This is a genomic window from Flavobacterium movens, from assembly GCF_039581425.1.
Classification (GTDB): domain Bacteria; phylum Bacteroidota; class Bacteroidia; order Flavobacteriales; family Flavobacteriaceae; genus Flavobacterium; species Flavobacterium luteolum.
The window spans coordinates 36,216-56,596 of record NZ_JBCPXY010000012.1 but is presented as its reverse complement, the minus strand read 5'-3'; the positions used below and the strand labels follow the sequence as shown (position 1 = coordinate 56,596).

Sequence of the window (20,381 nt, the reverse complement as noted above, 5' to 3'; positions counted from 1 at the left end):
CTAGAGAAAAGTCTTTTTATAGAAAATCTACTCAAATAAATTATTATCGTTACTTTTGATCTCAGAATTTTTCCGAAGTTTCGGAACTTAAAAAGCCTTTTATTTATGGAAATCCAATCCAATTTTTCTTTAAAAAAATATAATACTTTCGGCATTGAAGCCAGTGCTAAACAATTTGTTGCCGTTCATTCTATTGATGAATTGAAAACAGTTTTAGCAGAAAACAAAAACGAGAAAAAATTCATTTTGGGAGGAGGAAGCAATATGCTTTTGACAAAAGATATTGAGGCGCTGGTTATTCATATCGACTTAAAAGGCAAAAAAATAATTAAAGAAGACGATGATTTTGTTTGGGTTGAAAGTCAAGCAGGAGAAACCTGGCACGATTTCGTTCTTTGGACCATCGCCAATAATTTTGGCGGATTAGAAAACATGTCTCTTATTCCGGGAAATGTCGGCACAACTCCAGTTCAGAATATTGGCGCTTACGGAACCGAAATAAAAGACACTTTTGTTTCTTGCGAAGCCATGAATATCGCAACTCAGGAAATGAAAACTTTCGACAATGCGGAATGTAATTTTGGCTACCGCGAAAGTATTTTCAAACATGAAGTAAAAGACCAATATATTATTACTTCGGTTGTTTTTAAATTGACGAAACGTAATCATAAAATCAATACTTCTTATGGAGATATTTTGGCTGAATTGGCCAAAAACAACATTACAGAACCCACTTTAAAAGATGTAAGTAATGCCGTAATTGCCATCAGACAAAGTAAATTGCCAGATCCGAAAGAATTAGGAAATAGCGGAAGCTTCTTTAAAAATCCGATTTTATTAAAATCAGATTTTGAGAAAATCCACCAGAAATTTCCAGAAATGAAATTTTATGAAGTTTCAGAAACTGAAGTAAAAGTTCCAGCAGGATGGCTAATTGAGCAGGCAGGTTTTAAAGGAAAACGTTTTGGAGACGCGGGAGTTCATAAAAATCAAGCTTTAGTTTTGGTAAATTACGGAAACGCTACAGGACAAGAAATTTTAGCCGTTTCAAAAGAAGTTCAGAAAACCGTTTTTGAAAAATTCGGCATTCAGATTGAAGCGGAAGTAAACGTGATTTAGAAATTTAGGCTCCAAAATCTCTGAACCTCTGTCACTTTGAGCCTTTGAACCTAAAAAAAGAAAAATGTATACACCAGATTTATACAAAAACGAAAATCAGGAAGAAATCAGAGCTTTTATAAAAGAAAATAGTTTCGGAATCCTGATTAATCAAACTAACGGAAAATTATGTGCAACACATATTCCGATAGAATTGAAAGTGAATGCTGATGGAAAAGAAATCTTGCAAGGACATATTTCAAAACTGAATCCCCAAGCAGAAGGTTTTGCAGCAAACGATCAGGTTTTGGCTGTTTTTACAGGTCCGCATAGTTATATTTCTTCCTCTTGGTACGATCATGAAAATGTTCCGACTTGGAATTATATAGCCGTACATGTTTATGGAAAAATCAAGATTGTTGATTACGAAACTTCGATAGAACAATTAAAAAAGCTTGTAGACAAATACGAAGTAAATTCTAAAAACCCTGTACGTGTTGAAGATTTATCTGAAAAAACAATGCGTGAAGCCCGAGGAATATTTGGTTTTGAAATAGAAATTGAAGAAATTCAAGCAACCAAAAAACTCTCACAAAATCGAGACGACCATAATTACAAAAACATAATTTCGGAATTGGAAAAAACCGAAAACCCTCAGTCTATTGCTGTTGCAAAAGAAATGTCAAAATGCCGAAAGTAAATCGGTTTTAGCTATTGAATTTAGCGAATTGATAAGTACATTTGCAGTCGCAAAACGTGAAATTAATAGAATCAAATAAATCAGATGCTTATATACATATTTTACTTTTTTATTGCTGTAGTTGCAGTTCAACTTTTTTATTATCTCGGAGTTTTTGGAAAATTTGCATTTGCCAAGCCTCAGCATGTGAAGCCTAAAAATCTTCCTGTTTCTGTAATTGTATGTGCAAAAAACGAAGAAGAGAATGTAAAAAAATATATTCCGCTTTTGGCACAACAAGATTATCCTGATTTTGAAATTGTTCTAATAGACGATGCATCCAGCGATGAAACTCTTGAGGTTTTTGAAGAATTTGAAAAAGAATTTTCTAATATCCGTTTGGTAAAAGTTGAAAATAACGAAGCCTTTTGGGGAAACAAAAAATACGCCTTAACGCTTGGAATAAAAGCTGCCAAAAAAGATTATTTACTTTTCACAGATGCTGATTGTTTTCCAAGTTCTAAAGATTGGATTACTTCTATGACTTCGCAGTTTACCATGAACAAAACAATCGTTTTAGGTTATGGAGGTTACGAAAAAGTAGAGCGTTCATTCCTAAACAAAATCATTCGTTTTGAAACAATCTTAACTGCGATTCAATATTTTTCATGGGCAAAAATGGGCCTTCCATATATGGGAGTCGGCAGAAATCTTGCTTATAAAAAAGAAGAGTTTTTTAAAGTAAATGGCTTTATTGACCACATTCAGATTCGTTCTGGTGACGACGATTTGTTCATTAATCAGGCAGCCAATAAAACCAACACTACCATTTCTTATACACCTGAGAGTTTTACCTATTCAGAACCTAAGAAAACATACAAAGAATGGTTTACTCAAAAAAGAAGACATATTTCTACAGCAGAGCATTATAAGTTTTTTGACAAAATGCAGCTGGGATTATTTTTCCTTTCACAATTATTCTTCTTTATTTTAGTTATTATATTATTAGCATTTCAATTTCAATGGATCGCTGTATTGGCAATTTTAGCAACTCGCTATACTGTTGTATGGATCGTAATTGGATGTTCAGCAGGAAAATTAAAAGAAAAAGATATTAAAATTTGGTTTCCAGTTGTTGAGATAGCGCTTATATTAACGCAAATTAATATCTTTATAACTAATATCTTTTCAAAACCGGTATATTGGAAATAAATTCTAAAATAGAAAAAGCAAAAAAAGGCGATCAGATCGCCTTTACTTTTTTATTAGATCATTATTGGAATGAGGTGTATGCTTTTATGCTCAAACGTACCGAAAACGAAACTACCGCAGAAGATATTACAATAGAAACTTTCTCCAAGGCTTTTGACAAAATAGCCTCTTATAATTCAGAGTTTCAGTTTAACACCTGGCTTATTGCCATTGCAAAAAATGTCTATATCGATTTACTTCGAAAAAAGAAAACTAATCTTTTTATAGAAATCACAGACAACGAAGACCAGCAGGCATACAACATTGCCGATCCTACTCCATCTGCAGAAGATGCTTTAATTAAAGAACAGAATCTTTCCCGTCTGCTCTTATGCATCAAAGAACTCAAACCACACTATCAAGAAGTAATTCAGCTTCGTTATTTTCAGGAAATGTCTTATCAGGAAATTGCTGCTAAGATTGACGAACCATTAAGTAGCGTTAAAGTAAAACTTTTGCGCGCTAAAAAATTATTAGCCGAAATTATCGAACGTAATAGATAATTTATTATCTTTAATCAAAGAATAAATTATTCTCATATTTATTCTTAAAAACAATACATTTTAATAAACATTAAAAACTACAACATTTACGTTGTTAGCTCAAACCTAAACCTTTTCTGCGTATGATTTAAAGTTACTTAACCTTAAAACCCAAAAATTATGTCTAAATTAAGCATTTATGAAAACAAGTGGACCGATCTTGTTTTCGAGAACAAAAACAAAGAATATGGCGCATATCAATTACGCCAGGAGAATTCCAAAAATTCTGTTACAGCTCTCTTTATGGGTTTATTGTTAATAACGGCTTTAGGAAGTGCACCCGTATTTATTAGCAAATTAAAGACTTCGCCTGTTGAAGTCGAACCAGAACCTAGGATTTACGAACCTACAATTGTACACGTTGATCCAACTGTTGTGCCACCACCACCTGCCCCGCCTGCTCCTATGGTTGAACAAACTACAGCAAGCCAAACAGAAGCGGTTCAATTAACCAATCCTGTAGTAGTAACAACAAAAGAAGCTGTTAAGGAAATCGCTCCTAATACAGAAAATGCACCAGTTGTAGAAAATGCTTCTGGAACAGGAACTGCTACTAATACCTTACCTACAACAGGAGGAGGAAATGGCGAAGTTGCTTCGGTTGCACCACCAAGCAATGATCCCGTTTCTACTGCGATTTTGGATAAACTTCCAGAATTTCCAGGTGGAATTGCTCAGTTTTACAAGTATGTTGGAAACAATTTCCACAGACCAGAACTTGACGTAGAAAAAACACTAAGAGTGTATGTTTCATTTGTCGTTGAAAAAGACGGATCGATCACTGACATTATTGTTAAAAACGATCCAGGTTACGGAATGGGAAAAGAAGCCATTAGAGTTTTAAAATCATTAAAAACAAAATGGACTCCAGGAATTCTAGACGGAAAACCAGTGAGAACGGCATATAACCTTCCTATCACAATAAAAACAGAAGTAGAATAATATAAATATTTTGAAAAGCAAAAGCAGAACTTAGGTTCTGCTTTTTTTGTTACATTTAATTTATTAATCAAAATTAAAAAACCAACTCAATGCCCTTCACTTTTTCCCATCCTGCAATAATTCTTCCCTTGAGATATTTACCAAAATCATGGTTTTCCATAACAGCATTAATAATCGGAAGCTTAACTCCTGATTTTGAATATTTCCTCCGAATGAAAGTTAAAAGCGATTATAGTCATACTTTAAATGGTATTTTTTGGTTTGATTTACCTCTTGCCCTTTTGCTAACTTTTCTCTTTCACAATCTAATCCGAAATCTTTTATTTAAAAATCTACCGTCATTCATAAAAAACAGAATTCTAGTTTTCACAGATTTCAATTGGAATATTTATTTTAAAAGAAATTGGCTTATCGTCTTAATTTCTTTATTAATTGGAATATTCTCTCATATTTTTTGGGATGCTTTTACACATAAACATGGCTTTTTTGTCAACCACATTGAAACTTTACAAAACACAATTCCAATTTTTGGATATGAAATTCCGCTATGGAAAATAGCTCAGCATTTAAGTACCATTATTGGAACTATTATCCTATTAATATTTTTCATTAAGCTTCCAATAAAATTTACTTCTCAAACCTCAATCAACAAACTTTATTGGATTTCTGCGATTTTGTTTACAATAGCAATTTTATTCACGAGATTCATAATAAATCCAAAAGCTCTGAACATTGGAAATTTAGTTGTGTCCTTTATAGCATCTTTTTTACTTTCAACAACAGCGATTCCGCTAATAATTAAATTCAAATCAATTCAAAAAAATTAACAAAATCCACTACATTTACTCCTTCAAAACAGAAATCACTTTAACTAAATTAAAAACAGAATAATGGGAATATTTTCAGCCATTCTTGGCAATGCAGGTTCAGTAAGCCAAGAAGATTTAATTAAAAAATACGGACAGCTTTTAACTGCAAATGAAGAAATCGAAATGGGGTTCAAACTTATTCGTGACACCTTCATTTTTACCAATAAAAGATTAATCTTAGTAGATGTACAAGGAATCACAGGAAGTAAAACAGAATATAAATCTATTGGCTACAAAAGCATTACGAGATTCAGCGTAGAAACTGCAGGAACTTTTGATTTGGATGCTGAACTAAAAATATGGATTTCAAGCGAACAACACCCGAGCATTGTAAAACAATTCAATAAATCGGTTAATGTTTATGAAGTGCAAAAGATTCTTGCTTTTCATGTATTAGGATAAAAAAAATAAACCCAGCAAACAGAAATTTGCTGGGTTTTATACTTTAAGAGACAACTCTTATTTCTTTTTCGTCGTAGTTGTTTTCTTTGTGGTTGTAGTTGCTTTTTTAGTGGTAGTTGCAGGAACTGTATTTACAATTTTCTGTTGCACATACGGTTTATACAAACCATCTTTTTCTGCTCTTTTCTTAGCATCATCTGCTCTTTTTTTAGAATCAGGATGCGAACTCATCATCTGATCAATAAACGAAGCTTCAGATCCTTCACTCATTTTTGCCAAAATTCTAAAAGCCGATTCTTCAGCATTTACATCATAACCGTTTTTCTTCATGAAGTTATAAGCAAACAAATCTGCTTCCGACTCTTGTTTACGGCTGTATTTACTATCAATAATTGCGCTTCCAATTTTCCCAAGCTGACTGTCTGTAACCGTTGCCACAGTCGCCGATTGAGAAGCTGCTCCATCCATTAAAGCTTCTTTCTGATAAGCTGCACGAATAGCATCTCTAGAATCGTTGTTTGCTACGTGCCCAATCTCATGTCCAATTACCGCAATCAGTTCATTATCATCCATAATATCCATTAATCCAGAATAAACACGAACGCTTCCATCTGCGGTTGCAAAAGCATTCACTTCTTTCAATTTATATACTTTATAGTTTAAAGTAAATCCGTCTCCAGAAGCATGCTTTCCAAAAACACGATTTAATCTTAAAGTATAACCATCGGTTGGTCCAGCAATTTCATGCTCTGCATCTAATTTATCTACTGCTTCTTTAGATAATTTTGCCGCATCGGCATTACTGAAAGTAAAACCTGTAACTCCTTTTTGAACTGCTCCAATTGCTTTATCGCCAAAATTAATCTGTGCAGTCATTTTAGTTAAACCAAATGCTGTAAATAAAAGTCCTACTATTATAAATTTCTTTTTCATATTTTTTATAATTACAATTTAACAACAAATGTAGCATAACAGAATGCTATTTTAATTTCACTCAAAACTTGTTTTTCAACAAATAAAGATAAAACATTTTTATGAGCTGATAATCAACCTACAATCGATTTTAGTTTAATCATAAAAAGAAAAAACCGGTAACCTTTTTTTTTGGTTTACCGGTTTTGAATCCTGTATAGCTTATTTCTTTTTTGCTTTACTTGTTTTCTTTGTTGTTGTAGTAGTTGCTTTCTTCGTTTGTGTTACAGGAGCTGTATTATCAATTTTCTGCTGTTCGTAAGCATGATACAATCCATCTTTTGTTGCTTGCTTTTTTGCTGTATCTGCTCTTTTTCCAGAATCAGGATGAGAACTCATCATCTTAGTCATAAAAGATGCCTCTGCTCCTTCGCTTAAATTTTGAAGAATTCTAAAAGCCGATTCTACCGCATTAACATCATAGCCATTTTTTTTCATAAAATCGTAAGAAAAGCTATCTGCCTCAGATTCCTGTTTTCTACTGTGTTTGCTATCTATCATAGCGCTTCCTAGTTGCCCCAATTGAGATTGGGTAAGGGTTTCTATTTTTCCTGATTGCGATGACGCTGCATCTAGCAAAGCTTCTTTTTTATAAGCAGCTTTTATGGCATCTCTTGTATCGTGATTAACAACATGTCCGATTTCATGACCAATAACGGCTAGTAATTGATTATCATCCATGATATTCATTAAACCTGCAAATACACGAACACTTCCGTCAGCACATGCAAAAGCATTTATATCTTTTACTAGATACACTTTATAATTTAAAGTAACTCCTTCGCTAGTAGTATGTTTTCCAAACAAACGATCTAAACGAATTGAATATCCATCTTTTGGGCCCGCAACTGGATTATTTGCATCCAATTCTGCAATAGATTGTTTAGCTAAAGCGGCTGCATCTGCATCACTAAAAGTAAATCCTGAAACACCTTTTCCTAAAGCCCCCATCGATTTATCTGAAAGTATCTGCGCATTTGTTTTGGTTAAACTTAAAATTGCAAATAAAACTCCTAATACAATAATTCTCTTTTTCATGGTTTTAAAACTGTTAAATTAACAGCAAAATTACTACATAAATAGTTTTACAAAATCCCAAGAAGCCAAATTTGTAACAGATTAAGGCTGAAGTTTTATAATCCATAAAAATGAAACTCAAGATTAAAAATTTAAGCATAAATTAAAAAACAAGTCCAAAATCACACTTAAAAACAAACTATTAACAATTGAATTAAATTATCTTAAATATTAACCACAAACAACATATGCAAACGAAAAGCAAATAAACATCTCAAAATAAACTACATTCCGTATCTTTGTACTTTGAACATTGATATATGGAAACAGTCGCTGAAAATATACCTACCACAAAACCAAAGTGGTTAAAAGTAAAATTACCTATCGGACAAAAATATACTGAGCTTAGAGGTTTAGTTGATAAATATAGTTTAAATACCATTTGTACTTCGGGAAGCTGCCCAAATATGGGAGAATGCTGGGGCGAAGGAACAGCGACTTTTATGATTTTAGGAAATGTTTGCACTCGTTCTTGCGGATTCTGTGGTGTAAAAACCGGAAGACCTGAAACGGTAGATTGGGATGAACCTGAAAAAGTAGCGCGTTCTATTAAAATCATGAATATCAAACATGCTGTTATTACTAGCGTTGACAGGGATGATTTGAAAGATGGAGGTTCTATTATTTGGATGGAAACTGTAAGAGCTATCCGTAGAATGAATCCGCAAACTACTCTTGAAACTTTAATTCCAGATTTTCAAGGAATTGAAAGAAATATAGATCGAATTGTTGAGGCAAATCCTGAAGTGGTTTCTCATAACATGGAAACTGTACGCCGTTTAACTCGCGAGGTTCGTATTCAAGCAAAATATGACAGAAGTTTGGAAGTGCTTCGCTATTTAAAAGAAAAAGGAATTAACAGAACTAAGTCTGGAATTATGCTTGGTCTTGGAGAGACAGAAGATGAAGTTTTCCAGACAATGACCGATTTAAAAAATGCAAATGTTGATGTTGTAACAATTGGACAGTATTTACAGCCAAGTAAAAAACATCTTCCAGTAAAAGAGTTTATCACGCCAGAACAATTTGCCAGATACGAAAAATTTGGTCTTGAGTTAGGTTTTAGACACGTCGAAAGCGGACCTCTTGTTCGTTCTTCATACAAAGCACAAAAACATATTTTATAAAAAAAAGTTTAACCGTTTAATCGTTTAATTGTAAAACCGATTAAACGGTTAAACAATTAAACGAATAAATAAAACATTGAAAACAAGAATTGCCATTAATGGATTTGGAAGAATCGGGAGAAATTTATTCCGTCTTCTTTTAGATCACCCCGAAATCGAAGTCGTTGCTATAAATGACATTGCAGACAACAAAACCATGTCGCATTTAATTAAATATGACAGTATTCACGGCGTTTTGAAAGCCGAAGTAAGTCACGATGAAAATAGCATTATTGTAGATGGAAGGCATTTTTTCTTTTTTCATGAAAAAAACATTGCAAACATAGATTGGAAATCCCATTCGATTGATATTGTAGTCGAATCGACAGGTAAATACAAAACACACGAAGAATTAAATGCGCATCTAGATGCTGGGGCAAAAAAAGTTATTCTTTCTGCTCCTTCAGAGGTTGATACCATAAAAACGGTAGTTCTTGGTGTAAACGAAGATATTTTGGATGGAAATGAAGATATAGTTTCAAATGCAAGCTGTACCACTAACAACGCTGCTCCGATGATTAAAATCATTGAAGAACTGTGTGGAATTGAACAAGCTTACATTACTACCATACATTCTTTCACGACAGACCAAAGTCTTCATGACCAACCACATAAGGATTTACGTCGTGCGAGAGGTGCCAGCCAGTCGATTGTTCCAACAACTACAGGTGCAGCTAAGGCATTAACAAAAATTTTTCCTAAATTGCACAATAAAATGGGTGGCTGTGGCATTAGAGTCCCGGTTCCAGACGGTTCATTAACAGACATAACCTTCAATGTAAAACGAGCTGTAAGCATTGAAGAAATTAATAAAGCATTCAAACAAGCCTCAAAAACAAATTTAAAAGGAATATTGGATTATACCGAAGATCCGATTGTTTCGGTTGATGTAATTGGCAATACACATTCTTGTTTATTTGATGCTCAGCTAACATCGGTTAGCGATAAAATGGTAAAAGTTGTAGGCTGGTATGATAATGAGATTGGCTATTCATCAAGGTTGATCGATTTAATTTTACTAATAAGAAAAAAATAAGATTCATTGTAATAGCATTGCCATACATGAAATACTGTCTTTTTATTGTTGTTTGTTTTTTTAACTCGTTTTTGTATTCTCAAACCATAAAGAATACGGATAGCGTGACCTATTATAACAAACTGGCCAACACCAATCTTAACAATAAAAAATACAATCAGGCAATTTTTTACACAGAGAAGTCAATTAATTTTTGCGAAGAAAATGGCAAAAAAGAAAATTTGGCCAATCAGACTTTTAAACTCGGTAAAATTTATTACAACCAGAAAAAATTTGAAGACGCTTTAAAAAACTTTCATAAAACAGTTTCTTTATTTGACACCCTAAAACCTAGCTGCACAAAAGCTTTAGCATTGCATTATATTGGCGTAACCAATACTGCCAAAGGCGATTACAAAACAGCTTCTATTTATTATACAAAAGCTCAAGATTTATTAAAACAGCTAAACATCAAAGATAATGCGGAGGTATTAGATTATCAAAAAGCTTTGGCATTTAAGACTAACAACGATCTTAAATCTGCAGTAAAAACATTTAAAACTATTGCTAAAAAACCAGATAATAGTGCAAATATAAAAACAAAAGTAGACGCCTATTATCAGCTTGGTTTAATTGAGGGACAGCTTAAACGAAATGATTCAGCAATTATATATTTTGACAAAGCATTAGATTACAATTCTAAAATTAATGATTTCCCTAAAAAATCGAAAATCGTTTTAGCAATAAGCCAATACTATAAGCAGAATAAAAATTATGATTTGGCGTATTCTTATCTTGACGAACATTATCAGCTAGAAAATTATCTTTTAAGATTAAAAAATGCTAAAATTGATTTGAATGAATATGAAAAATTCAAAAAAAATCAATCTTTAAACAATACTATTAAAAGAGAAAGCGAAGAAAAATTTCAGCTTAAGACCTATCGCTATTCTAAACTAGTCAGCATTTTGGCCATTGCCTTAATTTCTATTTTATCGCTTTTGAGTTTGGCTTTGTACAAAAACAACATCATAAGAAACCAGAACAATTTACTGCTTCGCGAAAAAAACAAGGAATTGATTTTAGCCAAAAACAAAGCAGAAAAAGCATCAAAAGCAAGATCTGAGTTTTTGTCTACCGTAAGTCACGAACTCCGGACACCGTTGAATGCTATTAACGGAATTACGCATATCTTGCTCGAAGACAAACCAAAGAAAAAACAGCTCAAATATTTAGAATCTTTAAAATTCTCTGGAAACTATTTGACTACTTTTATCAATGAAATCTTAGAAATTAATAAAATTGATTCAACCAAAGTTGAAGTTGAAAATATTAGCTTTAACTTAAAAGAATTGCTTTTTAATATTCAAAGCTCATTAAAAGAACTAGCTACTGCCAACAAAAACTACTTCAACTTAGAAATAGACAAAGCGATTCCTGATAATTTAATTGGCGATCCAACAAAACTGTCTCAAATCATACTTAATTTAATCAACAATGCTTTAAAATTTACTCAAAACGGACATGTAAACGTTATTGCTAAATTATACTCGCAAGAAGGAGAAGAAGCAACTGTTTATTTTGAGATCGTCGATACTGGAATTGGAATTCCAGAAGACAAACTTCAGTCAGTTTTTGAAAGCTTTTCTCAAGGTTCTATCGAAGTAAACAGAAAATACGGCGGAACAGGTCTTGGTCTTACTATTGTAAAAAAGTTAATCGAACTTTTAGGAGGCGAAATAAAACTAAAAAGTGAAGTTGGTAAAGGTTCTACGTTTACCTTCAAATTAAATTTCAAAATCAATAACGAACCATTGGAAGTAATCGAAGAAGTAAAACCTTATAATGACAAACAATTGAAAAACAAATCTATTTTATTGATTGAGGACAACAAAATCAATCAAATGATCACTCGCAAAATGCTGGAAAACAAAAACATTACCTGCGAGATTGTTGACAATGGAGAAGATGCTGTTGAACTTCTAAAAATCAAACGTTTTGATATGATTTTAATGGACGTCCATCTTCCTGGCATTAACGGAACTACAGCAACTAAACTGATTCGTGAATTTGACAAGACGACTCCCATTATAGCTTTAACAGCTATTTCGCTCGATGAAAATCGCGACATGCTTCTTTCTTACGGAATGGATGATGTGATTACAAAACCTTTTGTTCCAGATGAATTCTATACTACAATTGCTAAATTTTTTGATTAAAAAAGGTTCTGAGATGCTAAGAAGCTAAGATTCTAAGTTTTCTTTTACATACTCTAAAATCGCAGCATCGAAGTCTTGCTGATGATTGATGAAGGAACTTTTAATTGGAAGATAATATAATTGCGAAACTAACTTTGAGTCTTTTAATCGAACATAATCCTTCTCGGTTGTAATGATTTTTCTTCCGTTTGCTTTATTCTGAATCGCATCTAAATCATTATCAGAAAAATGATGATGATCTGGAAAAATCAGACATTCGTCGTTTTCATTCTTTAAATAATCAAAAAATGGTTTTGGTTTTGCAATTCCTGCCAGCAGCAATTTTGATTCTGGTTTAATTTCGCCTAAAGTAATTTTTTCATTTTTACCATAAATCACATTATCATAATCAATAAAACTAAAAAACAACTGTTGTTTGTAATTAAGCCTCAATCTTGACTTTATTATTGCTTGCTCTTCTTCCGTTAAAATACCTGGACATTTTGTAACGACTACAATACTGGCTCTTTCTGCTCCACTCCTGCTTTCCCTCAAATTTCCTGTTGGCAGCATAAAATCATCTGCATACAAATCTCCGTAAGAAGTCAGCAAAATATAAAAACCTGCTTTAACTTTTCGGTGCTGATAAGCATCATCCAGTAAAATAATTTCCGGTTTCTCATTTTGCGAAAGCAACTTCTGAATTCCATTTGTACGATTGGCATCTACAACCACCATTACATTTGGAAATTTTTGATAAAACTGAAAGGGTTCGTCACCCAAAATTTCAGCATTCGAATTTTCATCTGCTAAAACAAAACCTTCTGATTTTCTTTTGTATCCACGGCTTAAAGTTGCCACTTTATATTTATCAGACAACAATCGAATTAAATATTCTATTTGTGGTGTTTTCCCAGTTCCGCCAACGCTTAAATTTCCAACAGCAATAACAGGAAGATCAAATGAAGTCGATTTTAAAATTCCTTTATCAAAAAGAAAATTTCGGATTGAAGTTATGAATCCGTATAAAATTGCGAATGGGAAAAGTATTTTTCGAAGTAAGTTCATTTTACGAAAGTATAATTTTTTTCGTTAATTTGTTTAAGGTTTTGGCACAAGTCAAAGAACTTGAAACATGAAACCTAAAACTTGAAACAAATCTTAAAATGAAAATCAAAAATATTATATCGGTTCTTGAAGAAATGGCTCCTTTGGCTTACGCCGAAGATTTTGACAATGTTGGACTTTTAGTTGGCAATTCGGAAACCGAAAGCACTGGTGTTTTAGTTTGCCACGATGCCTTAGAAAATGTAATTGACGAAGCTGTTGCAAAAAACTGCAATCTGGTAGTTTGCTTTCATCCAATTTTATTCTCTGGAATTAAAAAAATCACTGGTAAAAATTATGTTGAACGTGCAATTTTAAAAGCAATTAAAAATGACATTGCAATATATGCAGTCCACACAGCATTAGACAATCATTCTCAAGGCGTTAATAAAATTTTCTGTAATGCATTAGGTTTAGTGAATACCAAAGTTTTAGTTCCAAAACAGAATTTCATTCAAAAACTAATTACTTATACCGTTCCAGATAATGCAGATAAAGTTCGTAAGACCTTATTTGAAGCTGGCGCAGGAACAATTGGAAATTATGACAATTGCAGTTTCAACTCAAACGGAATTGGAACATACAAAGGAAATTCTGAAAGTAATCCTGTAATTGGTGAACGTCATGAACTAACCGAAACTGAAGAAATAAAAATTGAAGTTACTTTTGAAAAGCACTTGCAATCCCGAATTTTAAAAGCGCTTTTTGCCAATCATATTTATGAAGAAGTCGCTTATGAAATTTATAATCTTGAAAATTCTCATCAGAATATTGGTTTAGGAATGATTGGTGAATTTGAAACTGAAATGGATGAAAAAGATTTCCTGCATTTCGTAAAAGAAAAAATGATTTCCGACGGAATTCGCCATTCTGCTTTTTTAGGCAAAAAAATAAAAAAAGTTGCTGTGTTAGGAGGTTCTGGAAGTTTTGCAATTAGAAACGCAATAAGTGCTGGAGCAGATGCATTTTTGACTGCTGATTTGAAGTATCACCAGTTTTATGAAGCTGAAAACAAGTTACTTTTGGCAGATATTGGTCATTTTGAGAGCGAACGCTATACAAAAAATTATATTGTTGATTATCTTCGAAAAAAAATTCTTAATTTTGCAATCATTTTATCGGAAGAAAATACAAATCCAGTTAAGTACTTATAAAATATGACGAATACGAAAGAATTAAGTGTTGAGGACAAGTTAAGAGCAATATACGATTTACAGCTTATTGACTCTAGAATTGACGAAATCAGAAACGTTAGAGGAGAACTTCCTTTAGAGGTTGAAGATTTAGAAGATGAAGTTGCAGGTTTGAGCACTCGTTCAGAGAAACTGAAAGGTGAACTTGAAGTGATTGAGGAGCAAATCAAAGCAAAAAAAATTGCTATTGAGGAGCATAAAGAGGTTATCAAGAAGTACACAAAACAACAAGAATCAGTACGTAACAACAGAGAATTTAATTCTTTGACAAAAGAGGTTGAATTTCAGGAATTAGAAATTCAATTGGCTGAAAAGCAAATCAAAGAAATGAAAGCTTCTATCGAGCACAAAAAAGAAGTTATTTCTAATTTAAAAGAAAAACTTGATGCTAAAAGCTCTCATTTAAAACATAAAAAATCTGAGTTAGATGCTATTATGGCTGAAACTCAGAAAGAAGAAACTTTCTTAACTGAGAAATCTGCTGAGTATGCTGCACAAATCGAAGATAGATTATTAGCTGCTTACAACAGAATCAGAAGCAGTGTTCGTAATGGATTGGCTGTTGTTTCTATCGAAAGAGGAGCTTCTGCTGGATCTTTCTTTACAATTCCACCACAAACTCAGGTTGAAATTGCTTCAAGAAAGAAAATCATCACAGATGAGCACTCTGGAAGAATTTTAGTTGATACACAATTAGCTGAAGAAGAAAAAGAAAAAATGGAACAATTGTTCGCAAAATTCTAAATATCAAGTCCCGATTAAATCGGGACTTTTTTTTTACTTATTTTTTGCCACAGATTAAAAGGATTAACTCAGATTAAATTATTCTTATGCTGAATAAAATCTTTTTAATCCTTTTATCCCGATAGCTATCGGGAGTGGCAAAACATTTTTTACCTTTAGAAAAAATTTAAGTTTTGGGAATTAAAAAAGGAATTCGGTTCATAACATTAAAATCAGTTGGATCTTACATTAATTTTTTGAGCTATGTTCGTCCGCAAAAAGCTATGGAACTTTCTTATGCTCTTTTTAGCCAGCCTCGAATTGGCCGATTAAAAAAAGAGGAGCTTCCAAAAGTTTTGCGACATACAGAAACAGAAATATTTCATCATAATGAACATCATTTTCAAACCTACATCTGGAAAGGAAATGAAACCAAAATTCTATTAGTGCATGGCTGGGAAAGCAATGCTGCACGATGGAAAAAAACCTTACCGCATCTTCAAAAATCTGGAAGCACTATTATTGCAATTGATGCGCCTGCACACGGACAAAGTAGCGGAAAAGAATTTAATGTGCCACTTTACGCCGAATTTATAAATAAAGCCGTAGAAAAATATCAGCCAGAAATCATAATTGGACACTCTATTGGCGGTGCTGCCTGTGTCTATCATCAATATTTATTCCCGAATACAAGCATTAGCAAAATGGTAGTTCTTGGCGCTCCTTCTGATTTAAAAACTTTGATTAACAATTATATTTCGATGCTTAGTTTGAATAGAAGAATGCTGCCTCTTTTGGAAAGCAAATTCGTCAATCGTTTCAATTTTAAACTGGAAGATTTTTCGGGACAAAAATTTGCCTCTCAATTTACTATTCCAGGTTTTATTGCTCATGATACGACAGATAAGATTGTAGCTTTTGAAGAAGGAAAAAAAATAGCCAGCAACTGGAAAAACAGCCAGTTTATCGAAACCAGTGGTTTAGGTCACGGAATGCATGATGATGAATTGTATGACAAGGTGATTGAGTTTCTGTTTTCTGAAGTTTCTAAGCCACTAAGTCGCTAAGACTCTAAGCTTTTTTAATCTAAAATCCAAAATCAAAATGATTGCCGTAATTTTTGAAGTAATCCCTAACGAAGGAAAAAAAGAAGAATATCTGGATATCGCAGCGAGTCTGCGTCCAGAATTAGACCATATTGAAGGATTTATTTCGATAGAGCGATTTCAAAGTTTTACTGATCCTTCAAAAGTGCTGTCTTTATCTTTTTGGAAAGATGAAGAAAGCATTCAACAATGGAGAAATCTAGAGATGCATCGTGCAGCTCAGGCAAAAGGCAGAAATGAAGTTTTCAAAGATTATCATTTAAGAATTGCATCTGTAGTCCGTGATTATGGAATGTTTGACAGAAAAGAAACTCCGGAAGACAGTTCTATTTTTCATGAATCTTAAAAAAAAGGTACTAAGATTCTAAGCCACTATCCCGATAGCTATCGGGACTAAGTTTTTCTCTAAAGTCTGAAATCTAAAATCCCAAGATGTCTAAACTTTTGTCTACTTTTGCAGTATGGAAGAAAATTTAAAACGTCTTAATAAATTTATTGGTGAAACAGGATATTGTTCTCGTCGTGAAGCTGATAAATTAATTGAAGAAGGACACGTGACAATAAATGGCGCTGTGGCTGAAATGGGGACTAAAGTTTCGCCAGATGATGAAATACGTATTAATGGTAAATTAATCGTAGAGAAAAATGAAAAATTAGTTTATTTGGCTTTCAATAAACCTGTCGGAATTGAATGCACGACTAACCTTGAAGTTAAAAATAATATTGTTGATTATATTAATTACCCAAAACGTATTTTCCCAATTGGAAGACTGGATAAAGCCAGTGAAGGATTAATTTTTATGACCAATGATGGCGATATTGTCAACAAGATTCTCCGTGCAAGAAATAACCACGAAAAAGAATATACCGTTACAGTAAACAAACCTATTACAGAACGTTTTATTCAGAGAATGGGAAATGGTGTTCCGATTCTCGATACGGTTACCAAAAAATGTAAAGTAGAGCAAATTAGCAAATTCACTTTCAAAATCATTTTAACGCAAGGATTAAACCGTCAGATTAGAAGAATGTCTGAATACTTGGGTTATGAAGTTACAGCCTTAAAACGTATTAGAATCATTAATATCTCTTTGGATGTTCCTGTTGGAAGATATAGAGATTTAACCGATGCTGAGATAAAAGAATTAAATCAATTAATTGAACCTTCTAGCAAAACAGAAGAAGCTAGTCTTCCGAAAGTAGAAAATCAGAATAGAAATTCAAACAGAAGTTCAACTCAAGGTTCGACTCAAAATTCAAGTCGAAGAACAACATTTATTTCAAAACACGATCCTCGCTTTAAAAAAAGAGGAGATAATAAATAAAAAAAAATCCCATTCAGTTGAATGGGATTTCTCATTTTATTCTATTTCTTTTCTTTATTCAAAAATTCATAATACAGCGCTTTAGATAAAAAACTGGCGTCTTGATAATTCCAAATCAAATTTTCTCGAAGAGCTTCTACATATTTTCCGTTTAAATTATTTTTTTCAAAATATTCACGACGTGCATCATCATTAAAGTTTAAACCGCTTAAGAAGACAGGTTCTACTCCTTTATTAACTGAAATATTATAATTCGTAACAAGGTTTCCCCAATTGATATAACTGCATAAAAGAATTGTTCCGTAGAAATACCAAACCATCTGGTTAAAAAGATAAGCATTGGTTTTTTGCTTTCTTATTTTCTGAAATGAAACTGCTAATCCGATAATAGCTAAGATTAAAAAAGCATAAACTCCAAGACGTTTGTATGTTAAACCATAAAAAGAAACATATTCTGTGTTCTTAATCATAGCACTTACAATTAAGATGACATTTAGTGCAAGCCATACTTTAGCTAAGTTTTTTAAAGACTTGGCTTTTTCGTCAAAGTTAAATCCGCCTTTAAAATAAAACAGAATTACTCCAACTGCCATTAGAATTGAAAAAATTACAGCATTTACACGTTCGTGTGTATCTGCACTTAAATTTGTTTTTTTGACCACTTCAAAGAATTGCTCATAATTGTAAGTTCCAATAAAAACTAAAAGCATGATGTTTAACAGAAACAATGTGATTTCCCCGCTTCTTCTTTCAAAATCAAGATCTAAAAAAGAAAAAGTGCTTTGATTTTTTACTTCAGAAACATTTGTGAAATCATTGTTCAATTTCGGATTGTATTCGTAACAAACATCAGGAACCCAATAATTCCAGAAACTAAACGAGATATAAAATCCTAAAACACACATTGCAATTAATTGCGGTAAATTGATATCTAGTTCATAATCTGTAAATAATGAAGAGAAATGATCGCTTCCGAAAGAGTAAACAATGAAAAACAATCCGAGAAAGATAACCGGAATAAGAACAAAAGCTACTAGTTTTTTCGCAAAATCATTATGGATTTTTCGTTCTGGAAGCCATTGTTTAAAGATGAATATTCGGCCGATTGAAGTAAATCCGTTTAAAAATATTAAAGGAAAAACCTGAATTATTTTGAGTTCATCATTTTGTGTTTTGAATTGCAAAAATAAAATTGATAGTGCTAAAGCAAAAAATGATGCCGCATCTCCGTACCAAGCAAAAGCAAAACAAGACAAAATAGAGGTCATTACAAGAACAAGATGTGATCGCTCTACCATCTTTTCCTGAAAGAAATAACTAATTAAAAGCGTGAGTAAAACGCCAAAAATAGAAATATTGATTCCAACAGATTCGTTGTAAAAAAGCAGTATAAAAACCGCTGTACAAGCTAAGATAATTTGATGTTTTTTCATGATCGATAGACTTAAAAGTACTTTGCAATTCAAAGTTTTTAGATAAAAAAATAGCGTTATTAGGATTTCATTAATTTTTCAAGGTACGATAAGTGCTCTTTAAAGGCAACACGCCCCAAATCGGTAACTTGATAAGAGGTTCTAGGCTTTTTGCCTATAAATTCTTTTTTTACTTCTATATAACCTGCTTTTTCAAGCGCAGAGGAATGACTCGCTAAATTACCATCGGTGATATTTAAAAGCGTTTTCATCTCGGTAAAATCTACCCAGTCGTTAACCATCAGAATGGACATAATCCCCAGTCTGACACGGCTTTCAAAATCTTTATTTAGTTTATCAATAATTCCCATTGGGTTATTTATTTGTATTTTTTGAACATCACTAATCCGTATACGATATGCAAGATTCCGAATCCTAAAATCCAGAAAATCAATCCATACCCTATATTAAAAAGTGCAATACATCCTAAAATCAGTTCCGAGAAACCAAGATATTTTATGTCCGAAAATGTATATTTTTCTGCGTTTACAACAGCAAGTCCGTAAAAAATTAATGTTGCAGGAGCCACTAAACCAAAGTTCCCATAATGTATTAAAGCCAGACAAAAGATCCCGCCAGTTATAAGGGGTACTGCCAAATGAAACAGCATTTTTTTTGTTGCCGAAGTCCAAATTGGCAAATTGTATTTTCGACTTTTTCTAATGGTAAAAAAAGCAGCAAATACCAATGCAACAACCATAATTATGATTCCGATCCAGAATAATTCTGAAACCAGATTGGTTGAATATAATCTATGCCCATCGTTTAGATAATCGATACCGTTTACTTTGAAAAGCTGATATACATAGATTCCGCCAATTAAAGCTGAAAGACCAGCGAAAACTCCTGAAAGTCCGCTTAATGATATAAATCTTGAAGAGCGCTCCATCATGGAACGAATATGTGCTAAATCTTCTTGGTGCTTTTGATTCATAATTAAAGTACTTTGCGTTACAAAGTTATTATTTATTTCGAATTGGCAAATAAAAAAGTGATTTTATTTTTAATATTTCGGCCCTCTGGGATTCTGCAAACCTTTTTAAAAACGAAACTTTCTTATGAAAATGATTGCGTGAGGGATAGAAGCTAGCTACCGAAGTAGCGCGGATAGCCCGACCGTATCGAGATAAGAAGGCGTATATGAGTAAAGTATGTTTGCCTTCTTATCTCGATACGGTCACGCCCAAAATATAAAAACGAAAAAGCCCATTCTTAACAAACAGGCTTTTATTATTACGAGATTT

The 20,381-nt window shown here is 32.8% G+C and carries 21 protein-coding genes; 15 read left to right on the top strand and 6 right to left on the bottom strand.

Annotated elements, in window-relative coordinates; translation table 11 throughout:
• Positions 1-105: 105 nt before the first annotated feature.
• The 7 genes from murB (at position 106) to AAYQ05_RS19065 (ending at position 5,783) form a co-directional block, all read left to right on the top strand.
• The gene (murB, locus tag AAYQ05_RS19095; RefSeq protein ID WP_343544931.1) at positions 106-1,119 is read left to right on the top strand and encodes a UDP-N-acetylmuramate dehydrogenase; all 1,014 of its coding nucleotides are present in this window, start codon (positions 106-108) and stop codon (positions 1,117-1,119) included.
• A gap of 64 nt (positions 1,120-1,183) precedes the next feature.
• Entirely contained in the window at positions 1,184-1,798 is a 615-nt protein-coding gene (locus AAYQ05_RS19090; protein WP_343544930.1) for an FMN-binding negative transcriptional regulator, read from the top strand.
• A gap of 84 nt (positions 1,799-1,882) precedes the next feature.
• Positions 1,883-2,989, top strand: coding sequence for a glycosyltransferase (locus tag AAYQ05_RS19085; protein WP_343544929.1), 1,107 nt, complete (start codon positions 1,883-1,885; stop codon positions 2,987-2,989).
• Positions 2,980-3,531 (top strand): RNA polymerase sigma factor, encoded by a 552-nt coding sequence (locus tag AAYQ05_RS19080; protein WP_281633811.1) that lies wholly within the window; start codon positions 2,980-2,982, stop codon positions 3,529-3,531. Before AAYQ05_RS19085 ends, AAYQ05_RS19080 begins: the two co-directional genes overlap by 10 nt.
• A gap of 159 nt (positions 3,532-3,690) precedes the next feature.
• Positions 3,691-4,512 (top strand): energy transducer TonB, encoded by an 822-nt coding sequence (locus AAYQ05_RS19075; RefSeq protein ID WP_343544928.1) that lies wholly within the window; start codon positions 3,691-3,693, stop codon positions 4,510-4,512.
• 89 nt (positions 4,513-4,601) lie between these two features.
• The gene (locus tag AAYQ05_RS19070) at positions 4,602-5,339 is read left to right on the top strand and encodes a DUF4184 family protein (RefSeq protein ID WP_343544927.1); all 738 of its coding nucleotides are present in this window, start codon (positions 4,602-4,604) and stop codon (positions 5,337-5,339) included.
• Positions 5,340-5,402: 63 nt separating this feature from the next.
• Positions 5,403-5,783 carry a PH domain-containing protein gene (locus AAYQ05_RS19065; protein WP_095929421.1) on the top strand — a complete coding sequence of 127 codons (381 nt, stop codon included), beginning with the start codon at positions 5,403-5,405 and terminating at the stop codon, positions 5,781-5,783.
• 57 nt (positions 5,784-5,840) lie between these two features.
• On the opposite strand, the gene AAYQ05_RS19060 is transcribed toward AAYQ05_RS19065, so the two are convergent.
• Together AAYQ05_RS19060 and AAYQ05_RS19055 are read right to left on the bottom strand one after the other, a co-directional pair.
• A complete protein-coding gene (locus tag AAYQ05_RS19060; RefSeq protein WP_343544926.1) occupies positions 5,841-6,716 on the bottom strand; it encodes a M48 family metalloprotease in 876 nt (291 codons plus the stop codon).
• A 201-nt stretch (positions 6,717-6,917) separates the two neighbouring features.
• Positions 6,918-7,793: a M48 family metalloprotease gene (locus AAYQ05_RS19055; RefSeq protein ID WP_343544925.1), complete on the bottom strand. Its 876-nt coding sequence runs from the start codon at positions 7,791-7,793 to the stop codon at positions 6,918-6,920.
• 299 nt (positions 7,794-8,092) lie between these two features.
• On the opposite strand from AAYQ05_RS19055, the gene lipA reads away from it, so the two are divergent.
• From lipA to AAYQ05_RS19040, 3 genes are all read left to right on the top strand, one after another.
• On the top strand, positions 8,093-8,959 hold the full coding sequence (gene lipA, locus AAYQ05_RS19050; RefSeq protein ID WP_343544924.1) for a lipoyl synthase: 867 nt from the start codon (positions 8,093-8,095) through the stop codon (positions 8,957-8,959).
• 76 nt (positions 8,960-9,035) lie between these two features.
• Entirely contained in the window at positions 9,036-10,034 is a 999-nt protein-coding gene (gene gap, locus AAYQ05_RS19045) for a type I glyceraldehyde-3-phosphate dehydrogenase (RefSeq protein WP_343544923.1), read from the top strand.
• A gap of 26 nt (positions 10,035-10,060) precedes the next feature.
• Positions 10,061-12,232 (top strand): tetratricopeptide repeat-containing hybrid sensor histidine kinase/response regulator, encoded by a 2,172-nt coding sequence (locus AAYQ05_RS19040; RefSeq protein WP_343544922.1) that lies wholly within the window; start codon positions 10,061-10,063, stop codon positions 12,230-12,232.
• 24 nt (positions 12,233-12,256) lie between these two features.
• Here AAYQ05_RS19040 and lpxK read toward each other — a convergent pair whose 3' ends face one another.
• On the bottom strand, positions 12,257-13,279 hold the full coding sequence (gene lpxK, locus AAYQ05_RS19035; RefSeq protein WP_343544921.1) for a tetraacyldisaccharide 4'-kinase: 1,023 nt from the start codon (positions 13,277-13,279) through the stop codon (positions 12,257-12,259).
• Between the two features lie 98 nt (positions 13,280-13,377).
• Between lpxK and AAYQ05_RS19030 the strand changes: the two genes are divergently transcribed.
• The 5 genes from AAYQ05_RS19030 to rluF all read left to right on the top strand — a co-directional run bounded on the left by AAYQ05_RS19030 (position 13,378) and on the right by rluF (position 17,665).
• Positions 13,378-14,472, top strand: coding sequence for a Nif3-like dinuclear metal center hexameric protein (locus tag AAYQ05_RS19030; RefSeq protein WP_343544920.1), 1,095 nt, complete (start codon positions 13,378-13,380; stop codon positions 14,470-14,472).
• A gap of 3 nt (positions 14,473-14,475) precedes the next feature.
• Positions 14,476-15,255, top strand: a complete 780-nt coding sequence (locus AAYQ05_RS19025; protein ID WP_091496387.1) for a zinc ribbon domain-containing protein — start codon at positions 14,476-14,478, stop codon at positions 15,253-15,255.
• 173 nt (positions 15,256-15,428) lie between these two features.
• Positions 15,429-16,301, top strand: a complete 873-nt coding sequence (locus AAYQ05_RS19020; protein ID WP_343544919.1) for an alpha/beta fold hydrolase — start codon at positions 15,429-15,431, stop codon at positions 16,299-16,301.
• Between the two features lie 37 nt (positions 16,302-16,338).
• A complete protein-coding gene (locus tag AAYQ05_RS19015; protein ID WP_343544918.1) occupies positions 16,339-16,686 on the top strand; it encodes an antibiotic biosynthesis monooxygenase family protein in 348 nt (115 codons plus the stop codon).
• 115 nt (positions 16,687-16,801) lie between these two features.
• A complete protein-coding gene (gene rluF, locus AAYQ05_RS19010) occupies positions 16,802-17,665 on the top strand; it encodes a 23S rRNA pseudouridine(2604) synthase RluF (protein ID WP_343544917.1) in 864 nt (287 codons plus the stop codon).
• A 41-nt stretch (positions 17,666-17,706) separates the two neighbouring features.
• Here the strand turns inward: rluF and AAYQ05_RS19005 are convergent, their stop codons facing one another.
• From AAYQ05_RS19005 to AAYQ05_RS18995, 3 genes are read right to left on the bottom strand one after another with little or no spacing between them, the layout of a single operon-like run.
• Positions 17,707-19,098 (bottom strand): DUF4153 domain-containing protein, encoded by a 1,392-nt coding sequence (locus AAYQ05_RS19005; RefSeq protein ID WP_343544916.1) that lies wholly within the window; start codon positions 19,096-19,098, stop codon positions 17,707-17,709.
• A 59-nt stretch (positions 19,099-19,157) separates the two neighbouring features.
• Complete coding sequence (locus AAYQ05_RS19000; protein ID WP_343544915.1) at positions 19,158-19,448, bottom strand: winged helix-turn-helix domain-containing protein; 291 nt, start codon at positions 19,446-19,448, stop codon at positions 19,158-19,160.
• Positions 19,449-19,456: 8 nt separating this feature from the next.
• On the bottom strand, positions 19,457-20,071 hold the full coding sequence (locus tag AAYQ05_RS18995) for a hypothetical protein (protein WP_343544914.1): 615 nt from the start codon (positions 20,069-20,071) through the stop codon (positions 19,457-19,459).
• Positions 20,072-20,381 lie beyond the last annotated feature (310 nt).